At 46.1% G+C, this 19,227-nt stretch carries 15 protein-coding genes and 1 tRNA gene; 13 read left to right on the top strand and 3 right to left on the bottom strand.

The features are described from left to right. Positions 1-21 precede the first annotated feature (21 nt). Positions 22-1,602, bottom strand: a complete 1,581-nt coding sequence (locus tag QUA43_RS10355; RefSeq protein ID WP_333373568.1) for a peptidoglycan-binding protein — start codon at positions 1,600-1,602, stop codon at positions 22-24. A gap of 134 nt (positions 1,603-1,736) precedes the next feature. On the opposite strand from QUA43_RS10355, the gene alr reads away from it, so the two are divergent. The 4 genes from alr (at position 1,737) to QUA43_RS10335 (ending at position 5,400) form a co-directional block, all read left to right on the top strand. Continuing rightward, a complete protein-coding gene (gene alr / locus QUA43_RS10350) occupies positions 1,737-2,939 on the top strand; it encodes an alanine racemase (protein ID WP_333373565.1) in 1,203 nt (400 codons plus the stop codon). 239 nt (positions 2,940-3,178) lie between these two features. After that, positions 3,179-4,027: a mechanosensitive ion channel family protein gene (locus QUA43_RS10345; RefSeq protein ID WP_333373562.1), complete on the top strand. Its 849-nt coding sequence runs from the start codon at positions 3,179-3,181 to the stop codon at positions 4,025-4,027. A gap of 47 nt (positions 4,028-4,074) precedes the next feature. Beyond that, positions 4,075-5,214 carry a patatin-like phospholipase family protein gene (locus tag QUA43_RS10340; protein ID WP_333373560.1) on the top strand — a complete coding sequence of 380 codons (1,140 nt, stop codon included), beginning with the start codon at positions 4,075-4,077 and terminating at the stop codon, positions 5,212-5,214. A 97-nt stretch (positions 5,215-5,311) separates the two neighbouring features. Continuing rightward, positions 5,312-5,400 (top strand) — tRNA-Ser (locus QUA43_RS10335). Positions 5,401-5,554: 154 nt separating this feature from the next. On the opposite strand, the gene QUA43_RS10330 is transcribed toward QUA43_RS10335, so the two are convergent. Further along, on the bottom strand, positions 5,555-6,493 hold the full coding sequence (locus QUA43_RS10330) for a serine hydrolase (RefSeq protein WP_333373558.1): 939 nt from the start codon (positions 6,491-6,493) through the stop codon (positions 5,555-5,557). 108 nt (positions 6,494-6,601) lie between these two features. On the opposite strand from QUA43_RS10330, the gene QUA43_RS10325 reads away from it, so the two are divergent. Together QUA43_RS10325 and QUA43_RS10320 are read left to right on the top strand one after the other, a co-directional pair. Next, positions 6,602-7,342, top strand: a complete 741-nt coding sequence (locus QUA43_RS10325) for a C40 family peptidase (protein WP_333373555.1) — start codon at positions 6,602-6,604, stop codon at positions 7,340-7,342. A gap of 52 nt (positions 7,343-7,394) precedes the next feature. Further along, positions 7,395-8,399, top strand: coding sequence for a glycosyltransferase family 2 protein (locus tag QUA43_RS10320; protein WP_333373552.1), 1,005 nt, complete (start codon positions 7,395-7,397; stop codon positions 8,397-8,399). Positions 8,400-8,576: 177 nt separating this feature from the next. Here the strand turns inward: QUA43_RS10320 and QUA43_RS10315 are convergent, their stop codons facing one another. Then, positions 8,577-9,746, bottom strand: a complete 1,170-nt coding sequence (locus tag QUA43_RS10315) for an IscS subfamily cysteine desulfurase (RefSeq protein WP_333373550.1) — start codon at positions 9,744-9,746, stop codon at positions 8,577-8,579. Between the two features lie 96 nt (positions 9,747-9,842). On the opposite strand from QUA43_RS10315, the gene QUA43_RS10310 reads away from it, so the two are divergent. From QUA43_RS10310 to QUA43_RS10280, 7 genes are all read left to right on the top strand, one after another. Beyond that, positions 9,843-10,493: a hypothetical protein gene (locus tag QUA43_RS10310; RefSeq protein WP_333373548.1), complete on the top strand. Its 651-nt coding sequence runs from the start codon at positions 9,843-9,845 to the stop codon at positions 10,491-10,493. A 376-nt stretch (positions 10,494-10,869) separates the two neighbouring features. Further along, positions 10,870-12,192 carry a four-carbon acid sugar kinase family protein gene (locus tag QUA43_RS10305; protein WP_333373545.1) on the top strand — a complete coding sequence of 441 codons (1,323 nt, stop codon included), beginning with the start codon at positions 10,870-10,872 and terminating at the stop codon, positions 12,190-12,192. Between the two features lie 30 nt (positions 12,193-12,222). Then, complete coding sequence (locus QUA43_RS10300) at positions 12,223-12,378, top strand: hypothetical protein (RefSeq protein WP_333373542.1); 156 nt, start codon at positions 12,223-12,225, stop codon at positions 12,376-12,378. A 240-nt stretch (positions 12,379-12,618) separates the two neighbouring features. Then, positions 12,619-13,770: a circadian clock protein LdpA gene (ldpA, locus tag QUA43_RS10295; protein ID WP_333373539.1), complete on the top strand. Its 1,152-nt coding sequence runs from the start codon at positions 12,619-12,621 to the stop codon at positions 13,768-13,770. A gap of 166 nt (positions 13,771-13,936) precedes the next feature. Then, on the top strand, positions 13,937-15,703 hold the full coding sequence (locus QUA43_RS10290) for a R3H domain-containing nucleic acid-binding protein (protein ID WP_333373537.1): 1,767 nt from the start codon (positions 13,937-13,939) through the stop codon (positions 15,701-15,703). A gap of 496 nt (positions 15,704-16,199) precedes the next feature. After that, the gene (locus QUA43_RS10285) at positions 16,200-17,768 is read left to right on the top strand and encodes a CheR family methyltransferase (RefSeq protein WP_333373535.1); all 1,569 of its coding nucleotides are present in this window, start codon (positions 16,200-16,202) and stop codon (positions 17,766-17,768) included. Positions 17,769-17,771: 3 nt separating this feature from the next. Next, complete coding sequence (locus QUA43_RS10280; protein WP_333373532.1) at positions 17,772-18,902, top strand: chemotaxis protein CheW; 1,131 nt, start codon at positions 17,772-17,774, stop codon at positions 18,900-18,902. Positions 18,903-19,227: the final 325 nt, after the last annotated feature.

Raw genomic sequence — 19,227 nt, 5'->3', positions numbered from 1 at the left:
TCTCACTACGAAGCAGCTAAATTAATCTTGAAACACCATAATACTGCCCGAATAGCAAGCTACCCAAACCTGATTAGTTTCCGGATCGTAAGTAATCCCGATCGGACTTGAATTAACTTTTACTGTTTGCAACACTTTCATGTCGCTCGTCCTAACTTTGCTAACCGTATTCGAGAAATAGTTGACCACATAAAGCAATTTTCCCTGATCGGAAATTGTCATGCTGCGAGGTGCTTTCCCTGTCGAAACTTTGTCCACCACTTTACTCGTTTTTAGGTCAATTTTGGCCACATTTCCTTCACCGTTTAAAGTGGCATACAGATACTTTCCATTGGGATCTATCGTCAAATGACGCGGCGCATTGCCAATATTTCTCAGCCATTCTACCGAAAAGTCTATGAGATTGACTTTCGCAATATTGGAAGAACCCATGATGGCAACATAGGCATTTTTTGAGTCGGGAGTAACAACAATACCCCGAGGATATGCGCCCAGTTTCACGCGCTCGATTTCGATATTTTTATTGATATCAACTACGCTCAAATCCCAACTGCACCAATTGCTAGCAAGCGCGAAGCGATTGTCAGGCGAAACAGCATTGAATTTCGGCACTGCACCTACAGGAATTACCTTTTCTATTTTCAAAGTTTTGGTATTGATGCGGTACAGAAAACTTTGGTCGTGTTTGGCCGCTGGAGAGCACCTGTCGGTTCCTGGATTGTTAAACCCCGAACCGTACATTTTGTAGTTGGAGACGTAGGCATATTTGCCATCGGTTGAAAAAGCCGCTTCTACGGGAGAGCCTTGATAATTGCCTTGGAATTTAGAAAAGCCGAACTTCGACAAGTTGACTGTATCGGGAATAGTCTTGACTAAATTAAAGTTCCTGTCGTAAACTGTGATTGTGTGGCGGTACATCATGTTTTGAGCAAAAAACAAACCAGCTCCCGAATAAACTATTGATTTGGGCGAGATGTTGCCGTAAATGGTTTTTTTCAAGGTCATTTTTCCTTGAGTGTTGTCGGGAGGATTTACTCGCCTTGTGGGTGATAATTCACTTCCTAGATCCTCGGAATTTTCAGTTTTAAATGGTGGCAAAGAGGGTTCTTGAAATAGAGGTTCTTGGGGCTGAGTTTTAGTTTGATCTTCGATTTCGTTTGTGTTATCTGTGGGGGTAGGAGATGGCGAAGATCGATCGACATTTGGCGCGATTTTTTCCGCAGCTTCAATACTCGCGTCTTCTGGCTTACCTTTCAGCGCTGACAAGGTTTTAGGGCCAACAATTCCGTCAACTTTCAGGTTGTTCTCTGCTTGAAACTTTTTCACAGCAGCCTGGGTGATAGAACCGTAAAATCCTGTGGGCTGGCGGCGAAAATAGCCTGCGTTTTGTAGAGTTTTCTGAAGTTGGGCTACTTCCGGGCCTGAATCACCTTTTTTGATGGCGAGTGCGGGATTGACTAAATTGAAAATTGTGAAAGCGATCGTAAAGAAAAGTAAAGGAGCAGAGGCTAACTTTAGGTGCGTTTTCAAGTTGGTCGATCGAGTTTGACCCGCCGCCGTTTCCCAAGTTTCAGCTAAATGTAGGTATGCCAGTCCGTCCATAGTTTTTACCGGGTATTTTTGGTGCTATGATACACCAGTTAACTTTGATGAAAGAGAGAATCTTATTATAATCAAACTTAGCGTAAAATCTCCAAGCAGTTTTTAATGGTGCAAGCAAGTAGGAGCGATCGACAATGTGGAGTGGGGAAAAAACAACCGCAGAATCAACGACAAAAGAATCCCGCCAGACGTTGCTGTGGGACGGTGACGGGGGACTATGCCAGCGGGCTTGGGTAGAAATCGATTTAGCAGCTTTAACTCACAATGTAAAACAGCTTAAAAATCTCTTATCTCCGCACACAGAACTGATGGCAGTTGTGAAAGCGGATGCTTACGGGCATGGTGCTGTTGCAGTCAGTCAAACAGCATTGCAAGCAGGTGCTAGTTGGCTGGGAGTGGCGACAATTCCCGAAGGAATAGAATTGCGAGAAGCTGGGATAGAAGCGCCGATTTTGTTGTTGGGGGCAACCCATACAGCCCAACAGGTAAAGGCGATCGCCCATTGGCACTTGCAGCCCACTATTTGTACTGCCAAACAAGCCTTAATTTTTTCGGAAGTTCTCGCTGGTATTAACCAATCTTTGCCAGTTCACGCTAAGTTAGATACGGGAATGTCTCGCTTGGGTACGCCCTGGCAGGAAGCTACAGAATTTGTGCAATTAGTCAAGCGGTTGCCCAATTTAAAATTAGCCAGTATTTACTCTCACTTGGCGACAGCAGATAGTCCCGACCCCGCAGTTATGAGAGAGCAACACCAGCGGTTTCAACAGGCGATCGAGCAAATTAAAATAGCAGGAATTAACCCCCCTCGCCTCCACTTGGCAAACTCTGCTGCCGCCCTCGCCGATCGCGATTTGCACTACGATTTAGTGCGAGTCGGTTTAGCTACCTACGGTCTATATCCAGCACCTCACTTGCAGTCGATCGCCAATTTGAAGCCCGCAATGCAGGTAAAAGCTAGGGTAACGCAGGTGAAAACAATTGAAGCAGGAACAGGCGTCAGTTACGGCTATCAATTTATAGCTGGGCGCCCGACACAGATTGCCGTAATTGGTATCGGCTATGCAGATGGTATTCCGCGCAATCTTTCTAATAAAATGCAGGTTTTAGTCAGGGGTCAGTTCGTGCGGCAAGTTGGCGCGGTAACGATGGATCAGTTAATGCTGGATGTAACTGATATTCCCGATTTAGAAGTCGGCGAAGTGGTGACTATTTTGGGCAAAGATGGGGAAAATCAAATTAGTGCAGACGATTGGGCCGCGACTTTAGGAACTATTTCGTGGGAAATTCTCTGCGGTTTTAAACACCGATTGCCCCGCGTAGCAGTACACTATTAACAATAGTCCGGCAGGGGTTTAAACCCCTGCCTCATAGCTAAAGTCGGTTTAAACCGACTCAAGATTTTGAGCGAGTAAATTATTAATTTTAGTCCTCTTTGAGAGGACTTTAGCTATGAGACAGGGGTTTTTAACCCCTGTCGGACTCTCCGACTTATGCAGAAGACTGAGACTGCGTTTACCAATGCCCAATGCCCAATGCCCAATTCTCAATTTCCAATTCCCAATTCCCAATTAATATGACAGTTACTCAGACGTTTTTACCAATAGCCCAAACCTTCTATTCTCAGCTAAATGCAGAACGAACACAAGCCTTGGAAGTAGCCCAAGAATTCTCGAAAAGATTCGTGGAATTGGGGTTTAAAATTGTACCTCAACTGCTGTGGGCGATCGGCATTTTGTTAATTACGCGATTTGCGATCAACTTTGCGGGGCGCGTGACTCGCCGAGCACTGAGTCGCACCGAAGCCACGCTGCGGAAATTCTTAGTTCAAGCTGCTGAAATTACGATTTTGGTAGTGGGAGTAGTCGCCGCTTTGAGTCAGTTAGGAATTCAAACTACCAGCGTGGTTGCGGTGGTGGGTGCGGCGGGTTTGGCGATCGGTTTGGCGTGGCAAAATACTTTGTCCCACTTTGCTGCTGGGGTAATGTTGATTAGTTTGCGGCCCTTTGAAGTCGGTGATGGGATTGAAGCTGGCGATGTTAAGGGAGTGGTGGACAGCATCGGGATTTTTTCAACAACGGTGGTGACAGACGATCGCATAAAAATTATTGTCCCGAACAATCAGTTGTTTAACGGTACACTGAAAAATACAACGGCAATGGGAACGAGGCGAGTAGACTTGAAGATTGATATTGGCGATCGGCCAATTCGTCCAACTGTAGCTGAGTTATTAGAAATTGCCCACTCTCACCCGCTGGTGTTGGAGAATCCGCCCCCAACTTGTTTGGTAGCCGAGATTACTCCCGATACAACTATTTTATCTCTCCGACCTTGGTGCGCGTCGGTGGCCTACGAACAAGTGCGATCGCAAGTTCAACAATACGTCAAAGAGGCAATGGATGGCGACAAAAATCAAGAACAATAGATATCTATCTAAAATCTAAAACCCAAAATTGATCCGAGGTATTTCCCATGAGCAAGTGGTATCCGCAGCAAATTTTGCAAGAATCAGGTGTCAGAATCACCGCCACCGAAAAACAAACAATTCTCAGCAAATTTCCGCCTCCCGACGAAAACGGTCAAATCTATGCCGATGGGGTTTTTGAAGGCGGTGGCGTGCGCGGAGTTGCGTTTTTAGGAGCGCTCAGGTGCTGTAGCGATTTGGGCATTAACTGGCGAAAATTGGCCGGCACTTCGGCCGGTGCAATTACGGCAGCAGTATTAGCAACCGACTTGTCAATTGATGATTTAGAGGAAATTTTAGGACAGCTCGATTACAGCATATTTTTAACTCAAAAAAACAGTCCTCTAATTTTAAACGGCGACCCCGCCGACGACTTGCAATCTCCTGCTTGGACGCTGCTTTTCCTAACAATTAGCCGTCAGATGGGAGAATATTCGGCGCAGCCATTCCGGCAGTGGCTGGAAGCAATGCTCGGTCGAGGTAACTTGCACACTTTTGCCGATGTCAAACAAATCGTAAAAGACCGGGAATTAAAAGTAGTAATATCCAACCTCAGTCGCGGTGAAATGTTGGTGCTGCCCGACGACTTACATCGGCGCGAATCGACGGATTCCGATACTTTGTATGAGCAGTTGCGACTCAAAAGCGCTGAAGATTTTAGCGTTGCTGAAGCCGTTCGGTTGTCGATGAGTATTCCCTTATTTTTTGAACCGGGAAAACTCGGCGATGACTTAATTGTTGATGGCGGAATTTTGAGCAATTTCCCCCTGTGGATTTATGACAAGCAATCCGTCGGTTCAACTCCTGCTATGCCGCGCTGGTTTACCTTTGGGTTTCGATTAGTCGATACTGGAATTGAGAGTAAAGTTAAGATTGATACTCCGCTGTCGATGCTGGCGGCGATGTTCCGAACGATGATGAAAGCAAGAGACCGCTATCACCAGCGGGAAATGGATAAGGGCAGGGTGATTAATATTGATGTGACTGAAGCTGGGGTGACGACGACGGACTTTAATCTCGATGGCGATCGCAAGGCTCACCTGTACCGCTTGGGCTATTTGTATACTAAGAGGTTCTTTTTGAGTTCTAATTTTAGTTGGGAAAAGCACTTGAAGGCTAGGGGCTTTGGGGAAGAGGCTGGAGGTTGAGGTCGCGAAAAGTATACAGAGTAAGGGATTGAGGAATTTTTGAATTAGGGGTTGGCAAGAATAAGATGTGTGTGCTATAGTTAGTTACTGTCATCTTGGAGAGGTGGCTGAGTGGTCGAAAGCGGCAGATTGCTAATCTGTTAAGGGTGTTAACATCCTTCGAGGGTTCAAATCCCTCCCTCTCCGTTTTAGAGCTTCTAGGAAAAAGTTCCTTTTAATCAAATTTTTGGACGGGCTAGAAGCCCATCCCACAAGAGAATTTTGTGGGATGGGCTTCTAGCCCGTCCCAATTATTTTTGCAGTTCAATTCTAGTCTAGCCGCAATAATCAACTACTAAATCTAATTCAATGTCTTCATCGCTTCGACAAATTGCCGCGATATAAATGGCAAAATCTCTTCATTCTTGCTATTCTCTTTCCCCTCGGTAAATACAACTAACAAATACGGCCGCAAACCCGCTATTTCAATATAAGCAGCATCGTGACGCACTTGACTTGTCAGTCCCGCTTTTGACCATAATTTTGCTGATTCTGGCAATCCGCCACCTAAAAAACCTGTAACTTGATTTTCGGGATCTGCCTCTAATTCTGCTGGGTCTAAACTGCGTTTCATTAAACCCATCATTTCTTGCGATGCTTGCGCCGAAACAGCTACGCCGCCGATTATACTGTGCAGCAAACGCGCCGCTGCATTTGTAGTCAGCATATTTCTATTTTCCATTAATTCTCCCAAAACTGCTCGCTCGCGACCGTAGGGGCCGTCACACCAGGTTTTTTGATTGACGTTAATATTTTGTAATTCCGGCCAATCCAATGATTGAAAGTAACGGTTGACGATGTTTCGCTGCTGTTTCCAACTTTCAAAGGGGGCGGGTGATAATTCTGGGCCGCTGGTGGTGCCGGTGAGGGCGTCTACTACTAAACTGGTGGCATCGTTGCTGGAATCAACTATCATATCTCGGACGGCGCGTTCTAATTCTGGCGATGTTTGAATCATGCCTTTTTGCGCCCATTCCCAGATGGCAACGAGGTAGAATAATTTGACGATGCTGGCGGGATAAATTCGTTCGGAACTTCTGGCGCTAAAACCTCGCGGTTGATATTTCCAAAATTCTTCTGGGCTCAGGGCGCCGCCTGTGTTGACTCGCACCGGCGGATCGTAGACTATCCAGGTAATGGCTATACGATCGCCACTTAATCCTGTAAATTCTGACAATGCGGAGTCTATAATGCTACTGCCGAGGGTTTCTAATTGTTCGTCTTTGTGAAAAAATGTCATGGTTAATGGCTGACGGTTAACGGTTAACGGCTAGCAGCTAATGGCAATCTATCGTTAAATGCGAACAATAAATGCGAACAATTAACAGCACACAATGAGCAATTAGCAATGGCCAATTATCAATTATCTGATGTTGTGGAGTACCGAGCCCGATCGCACATAAATATTTACGATTCCCCAAAGTGCGATCAATTGGCAACTCAAGCAGCGCTGGGGCGACATTTGCGCGTCGTTGACCCCCCCCAGCCCCCCCTTATAAAGGGGGGGAGAAATGGCATAGACTCGGTTGTTCAGGGGGGGGATACAACGGCTGTGATGGTGCGGCTGTGCGAAGATGATTATCCGGGATGGCTGGATATTCGAGATGTTGAGTTGCTCGCTCCGACAGAAACAGTGTATCATCCTCTGGTGGTTTCTGAGGCGGAAATCAAGGAAAAATTACCAATTGTAATTACTTTCGCTCGCGAGGCTATGAACCAATCCAATTATTATCTTTGGGGCGGTACAGTCGGGCCAAATTATGATTGTTCTGGCTTGATGCAAGCGGCGTTTGTGGCTGCGGGCATCTGGTTGCCGAGGGATGCTTATCAGCAGGAAGCTTTTACTAAACCTATTAGTATCAGTGATTTAGAACCGGGGGATTTAGTATTTTTTGGTACGCCAGAAAAAGCCACTCATGTAGGATTGTATCTCGGAGATAATCGCTACATTCACAGTTCTGGACAAGCACAAGGTCGCAACGGTATCGGTATCGATGTTTTGTCGGAGGATGGCGATGAAGTCAGTCAAGCTTATTACCAGCAATTGCGGGGATATGGTAAAGTTGTGGCAAGTTATCAACCTAGTTAGTTGTTGACGGTTGACTGTTGACGGTTGACTGTTGATATTATCGAATAAAAAAATGGACGCTGCATTATTTTTGGAAAAATTGGCGAGACAGCAAGCTGAGGCTGAGGTTGTTCTCGATGTTTCGGTGGTGGTGCCGGTGTATAATGAGGTGGAAAGTTTGCCTCATTTGATTGAGGCGATCGCTTCTTCTATCCAACCATCTGGACTCAGCTATCAAATTATTTGTGTAGATGACGGTTCTAAGGACGGTTCTGCTGAACTTCTCCAGGAGTTAGCCAGCAGTCGCGATGACCTTTGTGCTGTAATTTTGCGCCGCAATTACGGGCAAACTGCTGCCATGTCGGCAGGTTTCGATCGCGCTCGCGGTCGTGCTATTGTTACCCTAGACGGCGATTTGCAAAATGACCCGGCTGATATTCCGCTATTGTTGGCAAAGTTAAATGAAGGCTACGATTTAGTTAGCGGCTGGCGGAAAAATCGGCAAGATAATACTATCAGCCGGTTGATTCCTTCTAAAATTGCGAACTGGCTGATCGGTCGCGTTACAGGCGTGACTTTGCACGACTACGGCTGTTCTTTGAAAGCTTATAAATCCGAGTTGGTAGCAGACTTGAATCTCTACGGGGAGTTGCACCGCTTTTTGCCGGCGTTGGCTTTTATTGAAGGGGCGAGAATTACAGAAATGCCGGTGCGGCATCACGCCCGCCGTTTCGGTCAAAGTAAGTACGGGATTTGGCGGACTTTTCGGGTGTTGATGGATTTGTTAACTATTTCTTTTATGAAAAAGTTCCTGACTCGACCGATGCACGTTTTTGGACTTTTGGGACTGAGTTCTATGACGTTGGGAACGGTTTTAGGGATTTATTTGACAGTCTTAAAATTTGCTTTTGGTCAAAGTATTGGCAATCGTCCTTTGCTGATTTTGGCTGTGGTTTTGCTGTTAACTGGCGTGCAGTTATTTTGTTTTGGTTTGTTGGCGGAAGTGATGATGCGGACTTATCACGAGTCGCAGGGAAAACCGATTTATCGGGTGCGCGAGGTATTTGGTTCTAAGTAACTAAATGACTTTTTTTCATCTTCCAGATCCCCCCTAGCCCCCCTTAATAAGGGGTGGACAAGAGTATGTTCATAGTCAACCCCTACTCCCCTTATTAAGGGGGATTTAGGGGGATCGAGACTTTGATAAAAATGAGAGAGACACTGGGTTTTAGGCTTAATTTGACACCGATACTGTCTAACTCATCACTTTTTGAGCTTGTCGGAGAGATGTAATAGTTGCGATCGCGTGTTGGGAAACTGCATCTATTTCTGCTTCGGTATTGAACCGGCCAATACCAAACCGAATTGAAGCATAAGCTAATTTGTCCGATCGCCCGATCGCTGCTAAAACATGAGATGGAGATATTTTCGCCGAAGTGCAAGCAGATCCCGAAGAAACTGCCGCCGCCGGTTGCAAACCCAACATCAACGCTTGACCGTCAACCCCGGCTACACTAATATTGAGATTCCCCGGCAATCTCTTAGTCGCGTGACCGTTGAGAAAAACATCGCCCAATTCACTCAAGTTTTCCCACAAACGCTGCCGCAAATTAACCACTCGTTCTGTTTCCGACTGCATTTCTGCAATTGCCAATTCTACTGCTTTGGCAAACCCAACTATTTGCGGTGGGTAGAGAGTTCCCGATCGCATTCCCCGTTCGTGCCCTCCTCCGTGCATTTGTGGCGCTAGTTGCACTCTCGGTTTGTTGCGGCGCACGTAGAGAGCACCGATGCCTTTTGGCCCGTAGATTTTGTGGGCTGTCAAGGACATTAGATCGATATTCATCTCCTCTACGTCGAGGGGAATTTTGCCGATGGCCTGTGCGGCATCTGTGTGAAAAAGAATGTCATTTCCGCGACAAATTGCTGCAATTTCTGCGATCGGCTGGATGACGCCAATCTCGTTGTTAGCCGTCATCACTGAAACTAAAATTGTCTCTGCCCGAATCGCTTTGATCAAATCGCCTATATCAATCAATCCGTCGCTTTTCACTGGTAAAACAGTAATGTCAAACCCCAATTTTTGCAAATAGGTACAGGGGTCTAGAATTGCATTGTGTTCGGTTTTTACTGTGATAATGTGCTTTCCTTTACTGAAATAAGCTTCGGCGATGCCTTTGATCGCTAAGTTATTTGCTTCGCTTGCGCCGCTGGTAAAAACAATTTCTTCGGGAGAAGCATTGATCGCTTCTGCTATGATTTGTCGTGACTGTTTTACCGCTGCTTCTGCTTCCCAGCCGTAGACGTGGTTGATACTGGCTGCGTTGCCGAATTGTTCGGTGAAATACGGCAGCATCGCCTCAAGTACCCGTGGATCTACCGGGGTTGTGGCGTGGTTGTCGAGGTATATAGGACGTGCGGACATAGTGCAGTTTTGGGTGAAAAAAGTGTTAGGTTTATTGTAGACGAGCCCCTTGTTCTACTACAAAACTTTATAATTAACATATATTTGTAAAGATTTATGCGAGCTGACATTCAGGGATTAGAAATTACTGTCGGTGAGCTCAAGCACCTCACAGGCGCCGGGCCCGATCGCGTATACCGGCCGCCGACAGCGACTAAGTTTGCCCGCGAAGCTTTGAAAACTGTCGGTTTAATTGTTTTGGTTCTAATCAGTTGTTGGCTGCTGGTTGCGATATTTCCTAGGGCGTATGTGTGGTGGTTCGCCCTTCACTTCGCCGCGATAGTTGGTTTAATCTTTGAGGATGCGTGGAAAATTCGATGCAGTCGGCAAAACCAACATTTAATCAATCTTTTTGATGATGTGGATCGCTATAATGGTATAATCGAAGCGATCGCAATTAATGATCAGATAGAAGATGCTGGCAATGCGGAAGTCAAAATCGGCGATCGCGCCAAAGTAATTCAAGCTTTGCAGCTAATCAGAGACGATTTAGTTCGAGCATTAAAAACTGAAAGAATTCTTAGGGAAAACAAAAAATTTGTCGCTACTAACTCCGAATTGTTTGCCAATAATTTGAGAAATTTGAATGCCCTGCAAATTAGCGATCGAGCCAGCGAACAAGGACGATTACTCAACGAAGCTTTGCAGATAGCCGTGGGAGTTCAAGCAGAAATGAAAAAGTTGCAAGATCGAAATGCTGCTAATTAAAAGAATGGCAAAAGTTAGTAGCGTACACGGCTGCGTGCGCCTCCTACCCATTAGCAATATACAGCTTACTGAACCGCAACAGGCAGGATGCCTGTTCTACTCGAACTCAAAGACATTTTTAAAATTATGAATTAGGAGAATTGTTGAAAAAATATCATAATTATTGTAAATTTTTACCTGTTACGTAACAGGTAAGGATATCTTGGAAAGGTGACGTTAACAACCAGGTCATATCATTTCCGGTTACACCGGAATGATGTTGACTGTTGACGGTTGACTGTTGACGGTTGACTGTTGACGCCGTGAACAGTGAACAGTGAACAGTGAACAGTGAACTCGAATTTACTATTCCGATGCTAACGGATTTGATATCAGTATGTCTTCTGCCAAACCCAAGATTATAGTTCTCGATGACGATCCGACTGGTTCTCAAACCGTGCACAGTTGCTTGCTGCTGACACGTTGGGACGAAGACACCCTGCGTTTGGGGCTGCGGGACAAGTGCCCGATTTTCTTCATACTGACAAATACTCGATCGCTAACTCCCGAAAAAGCAGCCTCCGTCACCCGCGAAGTGTGCCAAAATCTCAAAAGGGCGATCGCCAGTGAAAAAATCGAAGACTTCCTAATAGTTAGCCGTTCCGATTCTACCCTGCGCGGTCACTATCCCATCGAAACCGACGCGATCGCCGAAGAACTTGGCCCCTTCGACGCCCATTTTCTAATTCCCGCCTTTTTTGAAGGAGGCAGAATTACCCGCCACAGCGTGCATTACCTAATGGTTAACAGCGTCGCAACGCCTGTTCACCAAACCGAATTTGCCAAAGATTCAGTCTTCGGCTACAGTCACAGTTATCTGCCAGACTATGTAGAAGAAAAAACCAAAGGTCGCATAAAAGCTGATGCAGTCGATCGCATTTTACTCGCAGACATCCGCTACGGAAGTTTAGATCGACTGATGGAGATGAAAGACAACCAATGTGCAGTTGTTGACGGCGAAAGCCAAGGCGATTTAGACACATTTGCCAAACACGTTCTCGCTGCCGCCAGTCAAGGCAAAAAGTTTTTATTCCGCAGCGGGGCGAGTATTTTAACATCCTTAGCTGACCTCGGCCCGCAGCCAGTAGCAGCCGACGAAATGGCAAAATATGTGAGGGATGGCAAACCGGGTGCAGTAATAGTTGGTTCCCACGTTAAGAAAACTACTGAACAATTGGAGCGCTTGTTAAAAGAACCCAATATAGTTAGCATTGAAATAGATGTATCTCATTTGTTAGAAGATTCACCAGAGTATCGCACCCAAATGCTCGATGAAATTCTCGGAAAAGTCCGCACTTCTCATGCCGATGGTAAAACGCCTGTAATTTATACCAGCCGCAAGGAACTCGAATTTGACAATGCAGAAATTAGGTTAAAATTTGGAGAGGCGGTTTCTGCTTTACTGATGGATATCGTGCGGGGACTGCCTGCCGATATCGGGTTTTTGATTAGCAAGGGCGGCATTACTTCTAATGATGTTTTGAGTACAGGTTTGTCGCTAAAAAGTGTCAGGCAAATCGGTCAAATTATCGCAGGTTGTTCGGTGGTGAAAACCGATGCAGATCATCCTCTGTTTCCCAATTTGCCAGTTGTTTTGTTTCCGGGAAATGTGGGAGATAGCCATGCTTTGGCTACGGTTTACACGCGGCTGAGCAAGTAGTATAGCTCGTTGAATCGCTGATTAACGCAGATGAATGTAGCTTCTAGTCAAGGAGGAGAATGTTCATCTGCGGTTGGTCAATTGGTTTCAAAGCTCGATCGAACTTTATGGCAACTGCCACTGCACGACCACTTCAAAAAAAAATCTCTCGCCTACTTTTTCCTTGCCAAATCCACCCAACTATGATACCATAGAGAGTCTGTCTGTAACTAAAGCCGATCGCCCCATCTCCAAATCCTCCCTCAGCAGTCGCTCTCAAAAAAATCAAATTTAGGAAAAAAAATTAAGGCAGAACTCTACATATAGAGCCAACAGCGCAACAGCTACTGCTATCAGTAGCGTTTCCAGCTTGTACCCGCTTAAATTTTAAAATTAAGTAGAAATTTCCACATAGTAATTTTTAGCTGAAAGGATTAGCATATAAGGGTGACAGAACATTATCATCCCCTAAACTCATTAAAAGATGGCCATTGGTTCAAGCTGATCTGTGGGGCGAGCTTTCAACACCTGCCTGCTGTACGGAATCTCACCTTGGCTTACACCCTAGCAGGCGCTGACTGTATCGATGTCGCGGCAGATCCCGCCGCCGTCGCCGCAGCGAAAGAAGCCCTACAAGTGGCCAGCGACTTACAGGCAAGAACTCAAAACCGCAGGTTTGGCGGCAAAGGGTTGCCGTTGCTGATGGTGAGTTTAAACGATGGGGAAGACCCGCATTTTCGCAAAGCCGAATTCAACCCAGCCGATTGTCCGGCGGACTGCTGGCGGCCGTGCGAAAAAATATGTCCAGCCGAAGCAATAGTTTTTCAGAGTGCTGGCAGTGGTTTTTCCGGGGTGATAGACCAGCAATGCTATGGCTGCGGTCGCTGTCTGCCGATTTGTCCGAGCCAACTAATTTATACTCGTTCTTACGTGTCTGCTCCCGCCGCGATCGCACCTTTAATCTTGCAATCCGGTGCGGACGCCCTAGAAATCCACACGCAAGTAGGCAGAGAGGCAGATTTTGCGCGACTTTGGTCGAGCATAGCTCCTTGGGTCGCTCAACTCAAGGTAATAGCAATTAGTTGCCCCGATGGAGACGGTTTGATTGATTATTTGCGGACACTCTATCAAATAATTTCCCCCCTTCCTTGTCCCCTAATTTGGCAAACAGACGGTAGGCCAATGAGCGGAGATATCGGAACAGGAACTACTAGAGCCGCGGTCAAACTCGGTCAAAAAGTTTTGGCTGCCCAGTTGCCGGGATACGTGCAACTTGCAGGCGGCACTAATGCTCACACTGTCAGCAAGTTGAGAGCCGAGGGACTGATGAAGGATGCCGGGAAAAATTTGTCAGCTCCCCCTGTCCAATACATTGCAGGTGTAGCTTACGGCAGCTATGCCAGGGTTTTGCTATCGCCAATTTTAGAACAGTTAGAAACAATGCAGACCGATCGAGCCTATGCCGTTCCGGTGGCAGTCGCGCGGCCAGGAGCCGGAGTTCAAACATCTCGGCTACCTCAGCTCGAAGCCGTCCCAGAACTTCTCTCACAGGCCGTGAGTTTAGCTTGTTCTCTAGTTTCCCAGCTCAAAGAATTTTAGTCATTGGGAATTGGGCATTGGGAATTGGGCATTGGTAATTGGGCATTGGGCATTGGGCATTGGGCATTGGTACTAATGACTAATGACTAATGACTAATGACTAATGACTAATGACTAATGACTAATGACTAAAAAGTTGAAAACGTCACCGAACACATCGAGGCGAATGCAGATTACAGACGACCTCAACAGATTATTAGACATCGTGCCAGATGAGATCCGGCAGCCCTTAGAGCAGCACCCGCAGCGCAACAATCTCATTGAGATTGTCATGGATTTGGGCCGCCAACCAGAAGCTCGTTTTCCATCCTTGGCCGAACCTCTTTCTCAAACGCCAGTTTCCAAGGCAGACCTCAACTATTGCATCGAGCGAGTCGGCCACTTCGGCGGCGACAACCGAGCCGGTATCGAGCAAACCCTGCACCGAATTAGCGCCCTTCGCAACCGCAGCGGCGAGATTATCGGCTTGACTTTGAGGGTGGGCCGCGCTGTGTTCGGGACGATCGGCATTATCCGCGATTTAGTGGAAACCGGTCAGTCAATTTTGATGCTCGGCCGCCCCGGAGTTGGCAAAACCACGGCCCTGCGGGAAATTGCCCGCGTGCTCGCCGATGACTTGGAAAAACGGGTGGTAATCATCGACACCTCCAACGAAATTGCCGGAGATGGAGATATTCCCCACCCAGCGATCGGCAGAGCTCGCAGAATGCAAGTTTCCCGTCCCGAACTCCAGCACCAAGTCATGATCGAAGCAGTGGAAAACCATATGCCGCAAGTGATCGTGATTGACGAAATCGGCACGGAACTCGAAGCTTTGGCGGCTCGGACGATCGCCGAAAGGGGCGTGCAGTTGGTAGGTACCGCCCACGGGAACCGGATCGAAAACTTGATGAAAAACCCGACTCTGGCAGATTTAATTGGGGGCATCCAAGCGGTGACGCTGGGAGATGACGAAGCAAGACGGCGCGGTTCTCAAAAGACGGTTTTGGAGCGCAAAGCACCGCCAACTTTTGAAATTGCCATCGAAATGCTGGAACGCCAGCGCTGGGTAATCCATGAGCGAGTTGCAGATTCGATCGACACTCTGCTGCGGGGACGCGAACCGAGCCAGCAAATCAGAAGCGTCAGCGAGACAGGAGAAGTAATTATCGAGCGCGAGTCAGCCGCTCCCCCCGCTCGGTTTCCGGGGATGGCAGCTTCCAGCAGCACGGCTGCTGTATCAGCAATCCGGCCCGTCACACCGATCTCTGGGTGGCGGAGTGCTGGCAAAATGGTGCCGATGCCCGCTCCCAGCGAGAACTTCGCTGCTAAAAGCGCGCCGGTTTCTGAGACTCGGTATTTCGAGCAACTGCTCGAAGAATCCCTGTCCGTCGAGCCAGTACCCACCCCCGGACGCTATTCCCATAATGTCGGCCCTAACGGCGAAGATTTGCCCCTCCACGTTTATCCTTACGGCATACCTCGCCACCAGCTCGAACAGGTGATTTCGACGCTGAACCTGCCGGTGCTGCTGACGAAGGATATTGAAAGTGCTGACGTGGTTTTGGCTTTGCGATCGAACGTTCGGAACCAGTCGAAATTGAGGCACTTGGCCAAAACTCGCCAAGTTCCAGTGCACACAATTAAGGCCGCCACTATTCCCCACGTAGCCAGAGCTTTGCGGCGCCTGTTGGACATGGATGACCCCGGCACCCCGGAAGTGGCAGACCTCGCCTTATTCGCCCGCAGCGGTTCTTCTGACGAGCTCGAAGCTCTCGAAGAAACGCGCTTAGCAGTCGAGCAAATTGTCATTCCGAAGGGACAGCCGGTGGAACTCCTGCCCCGTTCTCCCAACGTCCGCAAAATGCAGCACGAACTTGTGGAACACTATCACCTGAAATCCCACAGTTTTGGGGAAGAACCTAATCGCCGCCTGCGGATATATCCAGCTTAAAGTTGGACAGTAGTGCCTTTGAAGGCAGAAGGTAGAAGGCAGAAGGGGTAATTTTTTCCTGGCTTCTGTCTTTTACCTTTTGCCTTTTTCCTTTAAGTATCTGCCCACTTTCTGATATGATGTGGTGTAACAATGTTCTTGTTAATGCGATCGGCTAAATTCCTAATTTATAATTCCCAATTTATAATTCCTAATTCCCCATATTTGGAATACACGAGTTTACAAGTTCCCCAATTCCTAATAGTTCGGCTACGCACTTCCCTTCGACTCCCTTCGGCTTTGCGAACGGATGAGCCGCAGGCTAGCAGCCATGCTCAGCACAAACTCAGCACCAGATCAGTAAAATTTGCCACTTCCCAAATTATTAAATAAATCTACCTGAGTTGACATGAATGATTCCATACTTCAGCTATTTATCAACTTAATTACTACTGAGATTGGTGTGCGAATCAGGTCCCAAGATCGAGCGGGCTTGTCTCATAAAATCCTGACTCGGATGAGAGAAAAAAAAATTGCAGAACCCGAAAAATATTATAAACTTTTAACCGCCAAAACTTTTGAAAGTAAAAATGAATGGGCAAAATTAGTATTGCTATTAACAACAACTGAAAGTTATTTTATGCGAGACAAAGGACAGTTTGCTCTCTTAAAAAAAGTAATTTTTCCTGAATTGATAGAGCAGAAAAGAAACTTGCACAAGACATTGGGAATGCAGCCGACACTGCGAATATGGAGTGCGGGCTGCTCCACCGGTGAAGAACCTTATTCTTTAGCTATTGTTTTAAAACAATTGATTCCCGATTGGGAACAATGGAAAATATTGATTTTAGGTACAGACATCAATGAAAAAGTAATCAAAAAAGCACCCCAGGGAGTTTACAGTCATTGGTCGTTTCGATTGGTTGACCCGGAGATACAAAAGCAGTATTTTCATCAGAGGCAAAATGATTGGGAAATTAATCTAGAGTTGCGCGAAAGTGTCAACTTTAGTTGTGTAAATTTAATCACAGATGACTTTCCTAATATTTACCAAAATCTTTATAACATAGACTTAATTTTGTGTAGAAACGTTTTTGTGTATTTTGAACATAAGTATATTTCACTGGTACTGAAAAAATTTTCCAATACCCTGAGACCTGGAGGATATTTAATGACCGGTCACGCTGAAGTTTACGGTCAAATTATGAACGAGTTTGAAGCCAAGATTTTCCCGGAGTCGGTGGTGTATCAGCGTCGGGATGCAGTACCGGAGGAAGGCTGTCAAATAGAGTCTAGGGTTGCGACGGTAGGGGAAGCCAACTCGGCATTTCGGGAATTCCCGAAAGCAGATACTATGGGCGATGATAGTGGTGAGTTGCTAACAGGGGAAACTATGCCACCTCGTTTTACTACTAACAGCAATTTTCCAGAGATAGAGATGCCTCCGGTATTAAAAATAAGTAATCCGCTGGGGAATATGCTGCCCTCTCGCTATCTGGAGGGCGCCTTGCCGAACAATACCGTGTCATTTACAGAAAAAATACTAGCAGAAAATACTCAAAATAAAACGCCTCAAATGCTAATTTTAGAGGCTAAAAAATCCTTTAAAAATAAAGATTATGCTGAGGCAATCAACAAGGCACAAGAGGCAATAGACTTGCAGGGGCCTAATTTTGATGCTTATTTTTTAATCGCTCAAGTTCAGGCAAATGCCGGCAATTATTCTCAGGCAATAGAATACTGTAATCGAGCTAGAAAAGTAGAGCCTGGATCAGTATATACTGATTATTTACAAGCTCAAATTGCTGAAGAACAGGGGCAATTGGAAACAGCAAAGAATTTATTAAAGAGGACTATTTATATGTGTCCATCTTTTGTTTCAGCTTATATAGAACTAGGGAATATATACAATAAAGAAGGTCAAGTAAAAAGAGCGCTTAAAATGTACAATTCATCTTGTGAAATTTTGAAAGCACTACCGCCAAACACTCCCATAGATTCACAGGGGAAAATGACAGCTAGTCAAGTGCTGATGAATGTTAAAAAAAAATTGTTAAAATTATACAGTAAAGAAACTGTACACTAAAATATGGAAACTAAACCGTATCTTATCTTTGAACAGAACGGTTTTCTCTGCGGTATAGAAGCCTGCTACGTTCGGGAAATTTTCTTTCTGCCGGAGTTGACAGCAATTGCAGAAGCACCTCAAGATATTGTTGGGGCGATCGACCTTCGGGGCGAAATTCTGCCCGTGATGGATTTGAATCTGCGTTTTGGATACGCTTGGCAGGAGTATTCTGTGACAGATAGTACGATCGTCATAGAGTGGCAAGAATCGAAAATCGGTATAATTGTCAATCAAGTTCGCGAAGTTAAGGAACTCTCAGAAGATACCATCACTCCGCAGCTATCTTACGGACGAGAGAATTCAGAAGCCTCTCATTATTTTGTAGCTGGACTTGCCCGCAGCGAAACCGATATTATCATGCTGCTGAATCTCGATCACTTAATTCGATATTCTCCCGAAAAGTCAGAGGAAAGCTGGCCTGTTTCTCCAAGCAATGCAGGTAGTGAAACAGCAGCAGGTGAGGCAGAGACGGAAAATTTACACGGGCCAATAAGTGCAAAATTGTTAGGTAAAACTCCTAAAATTTTGAGCAAGCGTCACGTTTTTTGCCCGCAGGCTACCCCGGAAGAAAAAGCAATTTTTCAATCGCGCGCTAATCATTTGAGACGGCGAAGCGAGGGGGAAAATGATGCTGCAATTAATATGTCCCTGGCGGTGTTTGTTTTGAATAGCGAATACTTTGGTATTCATTTAGATCTAGTCCGCGAATTTACTGATATCAACCAAGTAACTCCGGTTCCTTGCACTCCCGATCGCATAGTGGGAAATATAAACTTACGGGGAGAAATTGTGACGCTAATTGATATTCGCAGTGTTTTAAATATGTCTTTAAATATGTCGGAGACTGCAAATTATCTCTCTAAGGCGATCGTTGTTGAAGTGGCGGATTTGGTCGCTGGTATAGTTGTTGACGAAATATTAGATATTATATACTTAAATGTGTCGGAAATTGCGGCTGTTCCGGCAGCACTGCATTCTGCCAACCGCGAATATCTACGGGGCACAGCTATTTACGGGGAAAAAATGATGGCTATTCTGAACTTGCAAAAACTTCTGACAAAAGGAGGATTAGTTGTTGATGAAGAGGTTTGAATCAAATCAAGAACAGGACTTACGCAAAGCATATGTGTCATGAGTCAAGTGAAGCATCTGGCTTGATACTTCATTTCCTTCGCAATCCCGATCCAACACAGAGATCAGGACTGATAAGGATTGGGACTTAGCATGAGAGAATTATCTTGAAATGCGTCCAGGACTAAAGAAGTTAGTTATATCACAATACGCTTGGGTTAAGCTCGCTCCCCCCTAGCCCCCCTTCTCAATGGGGGGACAAGAACTTACTCAAAGTCCTCGCAACGATGCGGGGGATGCGAGGGGGATATCTGAGGAATAAATAGTTTTAACCCAAGGGTATTGA

The organism is Microcoleus sp. N9_B4 (assembly GCF_036701635.1).
Lineage (GTDB): Bacteria > Cyanobacteriota > Cyanobacteriia > Cyanobacteriales > Microcoleaceae > Microcoleus.
The sequence above is the reverse complement of the archived record's forward strand: the minus strand, read 5'-3'. Positions and strand labels throughout refer to the sequence as shown.

What these genes read in the sequence shown, in the direction of transcription:
- QUA43_RS10355 (WP_333373568.1), bottom strand. Translation starts at nt 1,602, where the DNA reads ATGGACGGACTGGCATACCTACATTTAGCTGAAACTTGGGAAACGGCG.
- alr (WP_333373565.1), top strand. Translation starts at nt 1,737, where the DNA reads ATGTGGAGTGGGGAAAAAACAACCGCAGAATCAACGACAAAAGAATCC.
- QUA43_RS10345 (WP_333373562.1), top strand. Translation starts at nt 3,179, where the DNA reads ATGACAGTTACTCAGACGTTTTTACCAATAGCCCAAACCTTCTATTCT.
- QUA43_RS10340 (WP_333373560.1), top strand. Translation starts at nt 4,075, where the DNA reads ATGAGCAAGTGGTATCCGCAGCAAATTTTGCAAGAATCAGGTGTCAGA.
- QUA43_RS10330 (WP_333373558.1), bottom strand. Translation starts at nt 6,493, where the DNA reads ATGACATTTTTTCACAAAGACGAACAATTAGAAACCCTCGGCAGTAGC.
- QUA43_RS10325 (WP_333373555.1), top strand. Translation starts at nt 6,602, where the DNA reads ATGGCCAATTATCAATTATCTGATGTTGTGGAGTACCGAGCCCGATCG.
- QUA43_RS10320 (WP_333373552.1), top strand. Translation starts at nt 7,395, where the DNA reads ATGGACGCTGCATTATTTTTGGAAAAATTGGCGAGACAGCAAGCTGAG.
- QUA43_RS10315 (WP_333373550.1), bottom strand. Translation starts at nt 9,746, where the DNA reads ATGTCCGCACGTCCTATATACCTCGACAACCACGCCACAACCCCGGTA.
- QUA43_RS10310 (WP_333373548.1), top strand. Translation starts at nt 9,843, where the DNA reads ATGCGAGCTGACATTCAGGGATTAGAAATTACTGTCGGTGAGCTCAAG.
- QUA43_RS10305 (WP_333373545.1), top strand. Translation starts at nt 10,870, where the DNA reads ATGTCTTCTGCCAAACCCAAGATTATAGTTCTCGATGACGATCCGACT.
- QUA43_RS10300 (WP_333373542.1), top strand. Translation starts at nt 12,223, where the DNA reads ATGAATGTAGCTTCTAGTCAAGGAGGAGAATGTTCATCTGCGGTTGGT.
- QUA43_RS10290 (WP_333373537.1), top strand. Translation starts at nt 13,937, where the DNA reads ATGCAGATTACAGACGACCTCAACAGATTATTAGACATCGTGCCAGAT.
- QUA43_RS10285 (WP_333373535.1), top strand. Translation starts at nt 16,200, where the DNA reads ATGAGAGAAAAAAAAATTGCAGAACCCGAAAAATATTATAAACTTTTA.
- QUA43_RS10280 (WP_333373532.1), top strand. Translation starts at nt 17,772, where the DNA reads ATGGAAACTAAACCGTATCTTATCTTTGAACAGAACGGTTTTCTCTGC.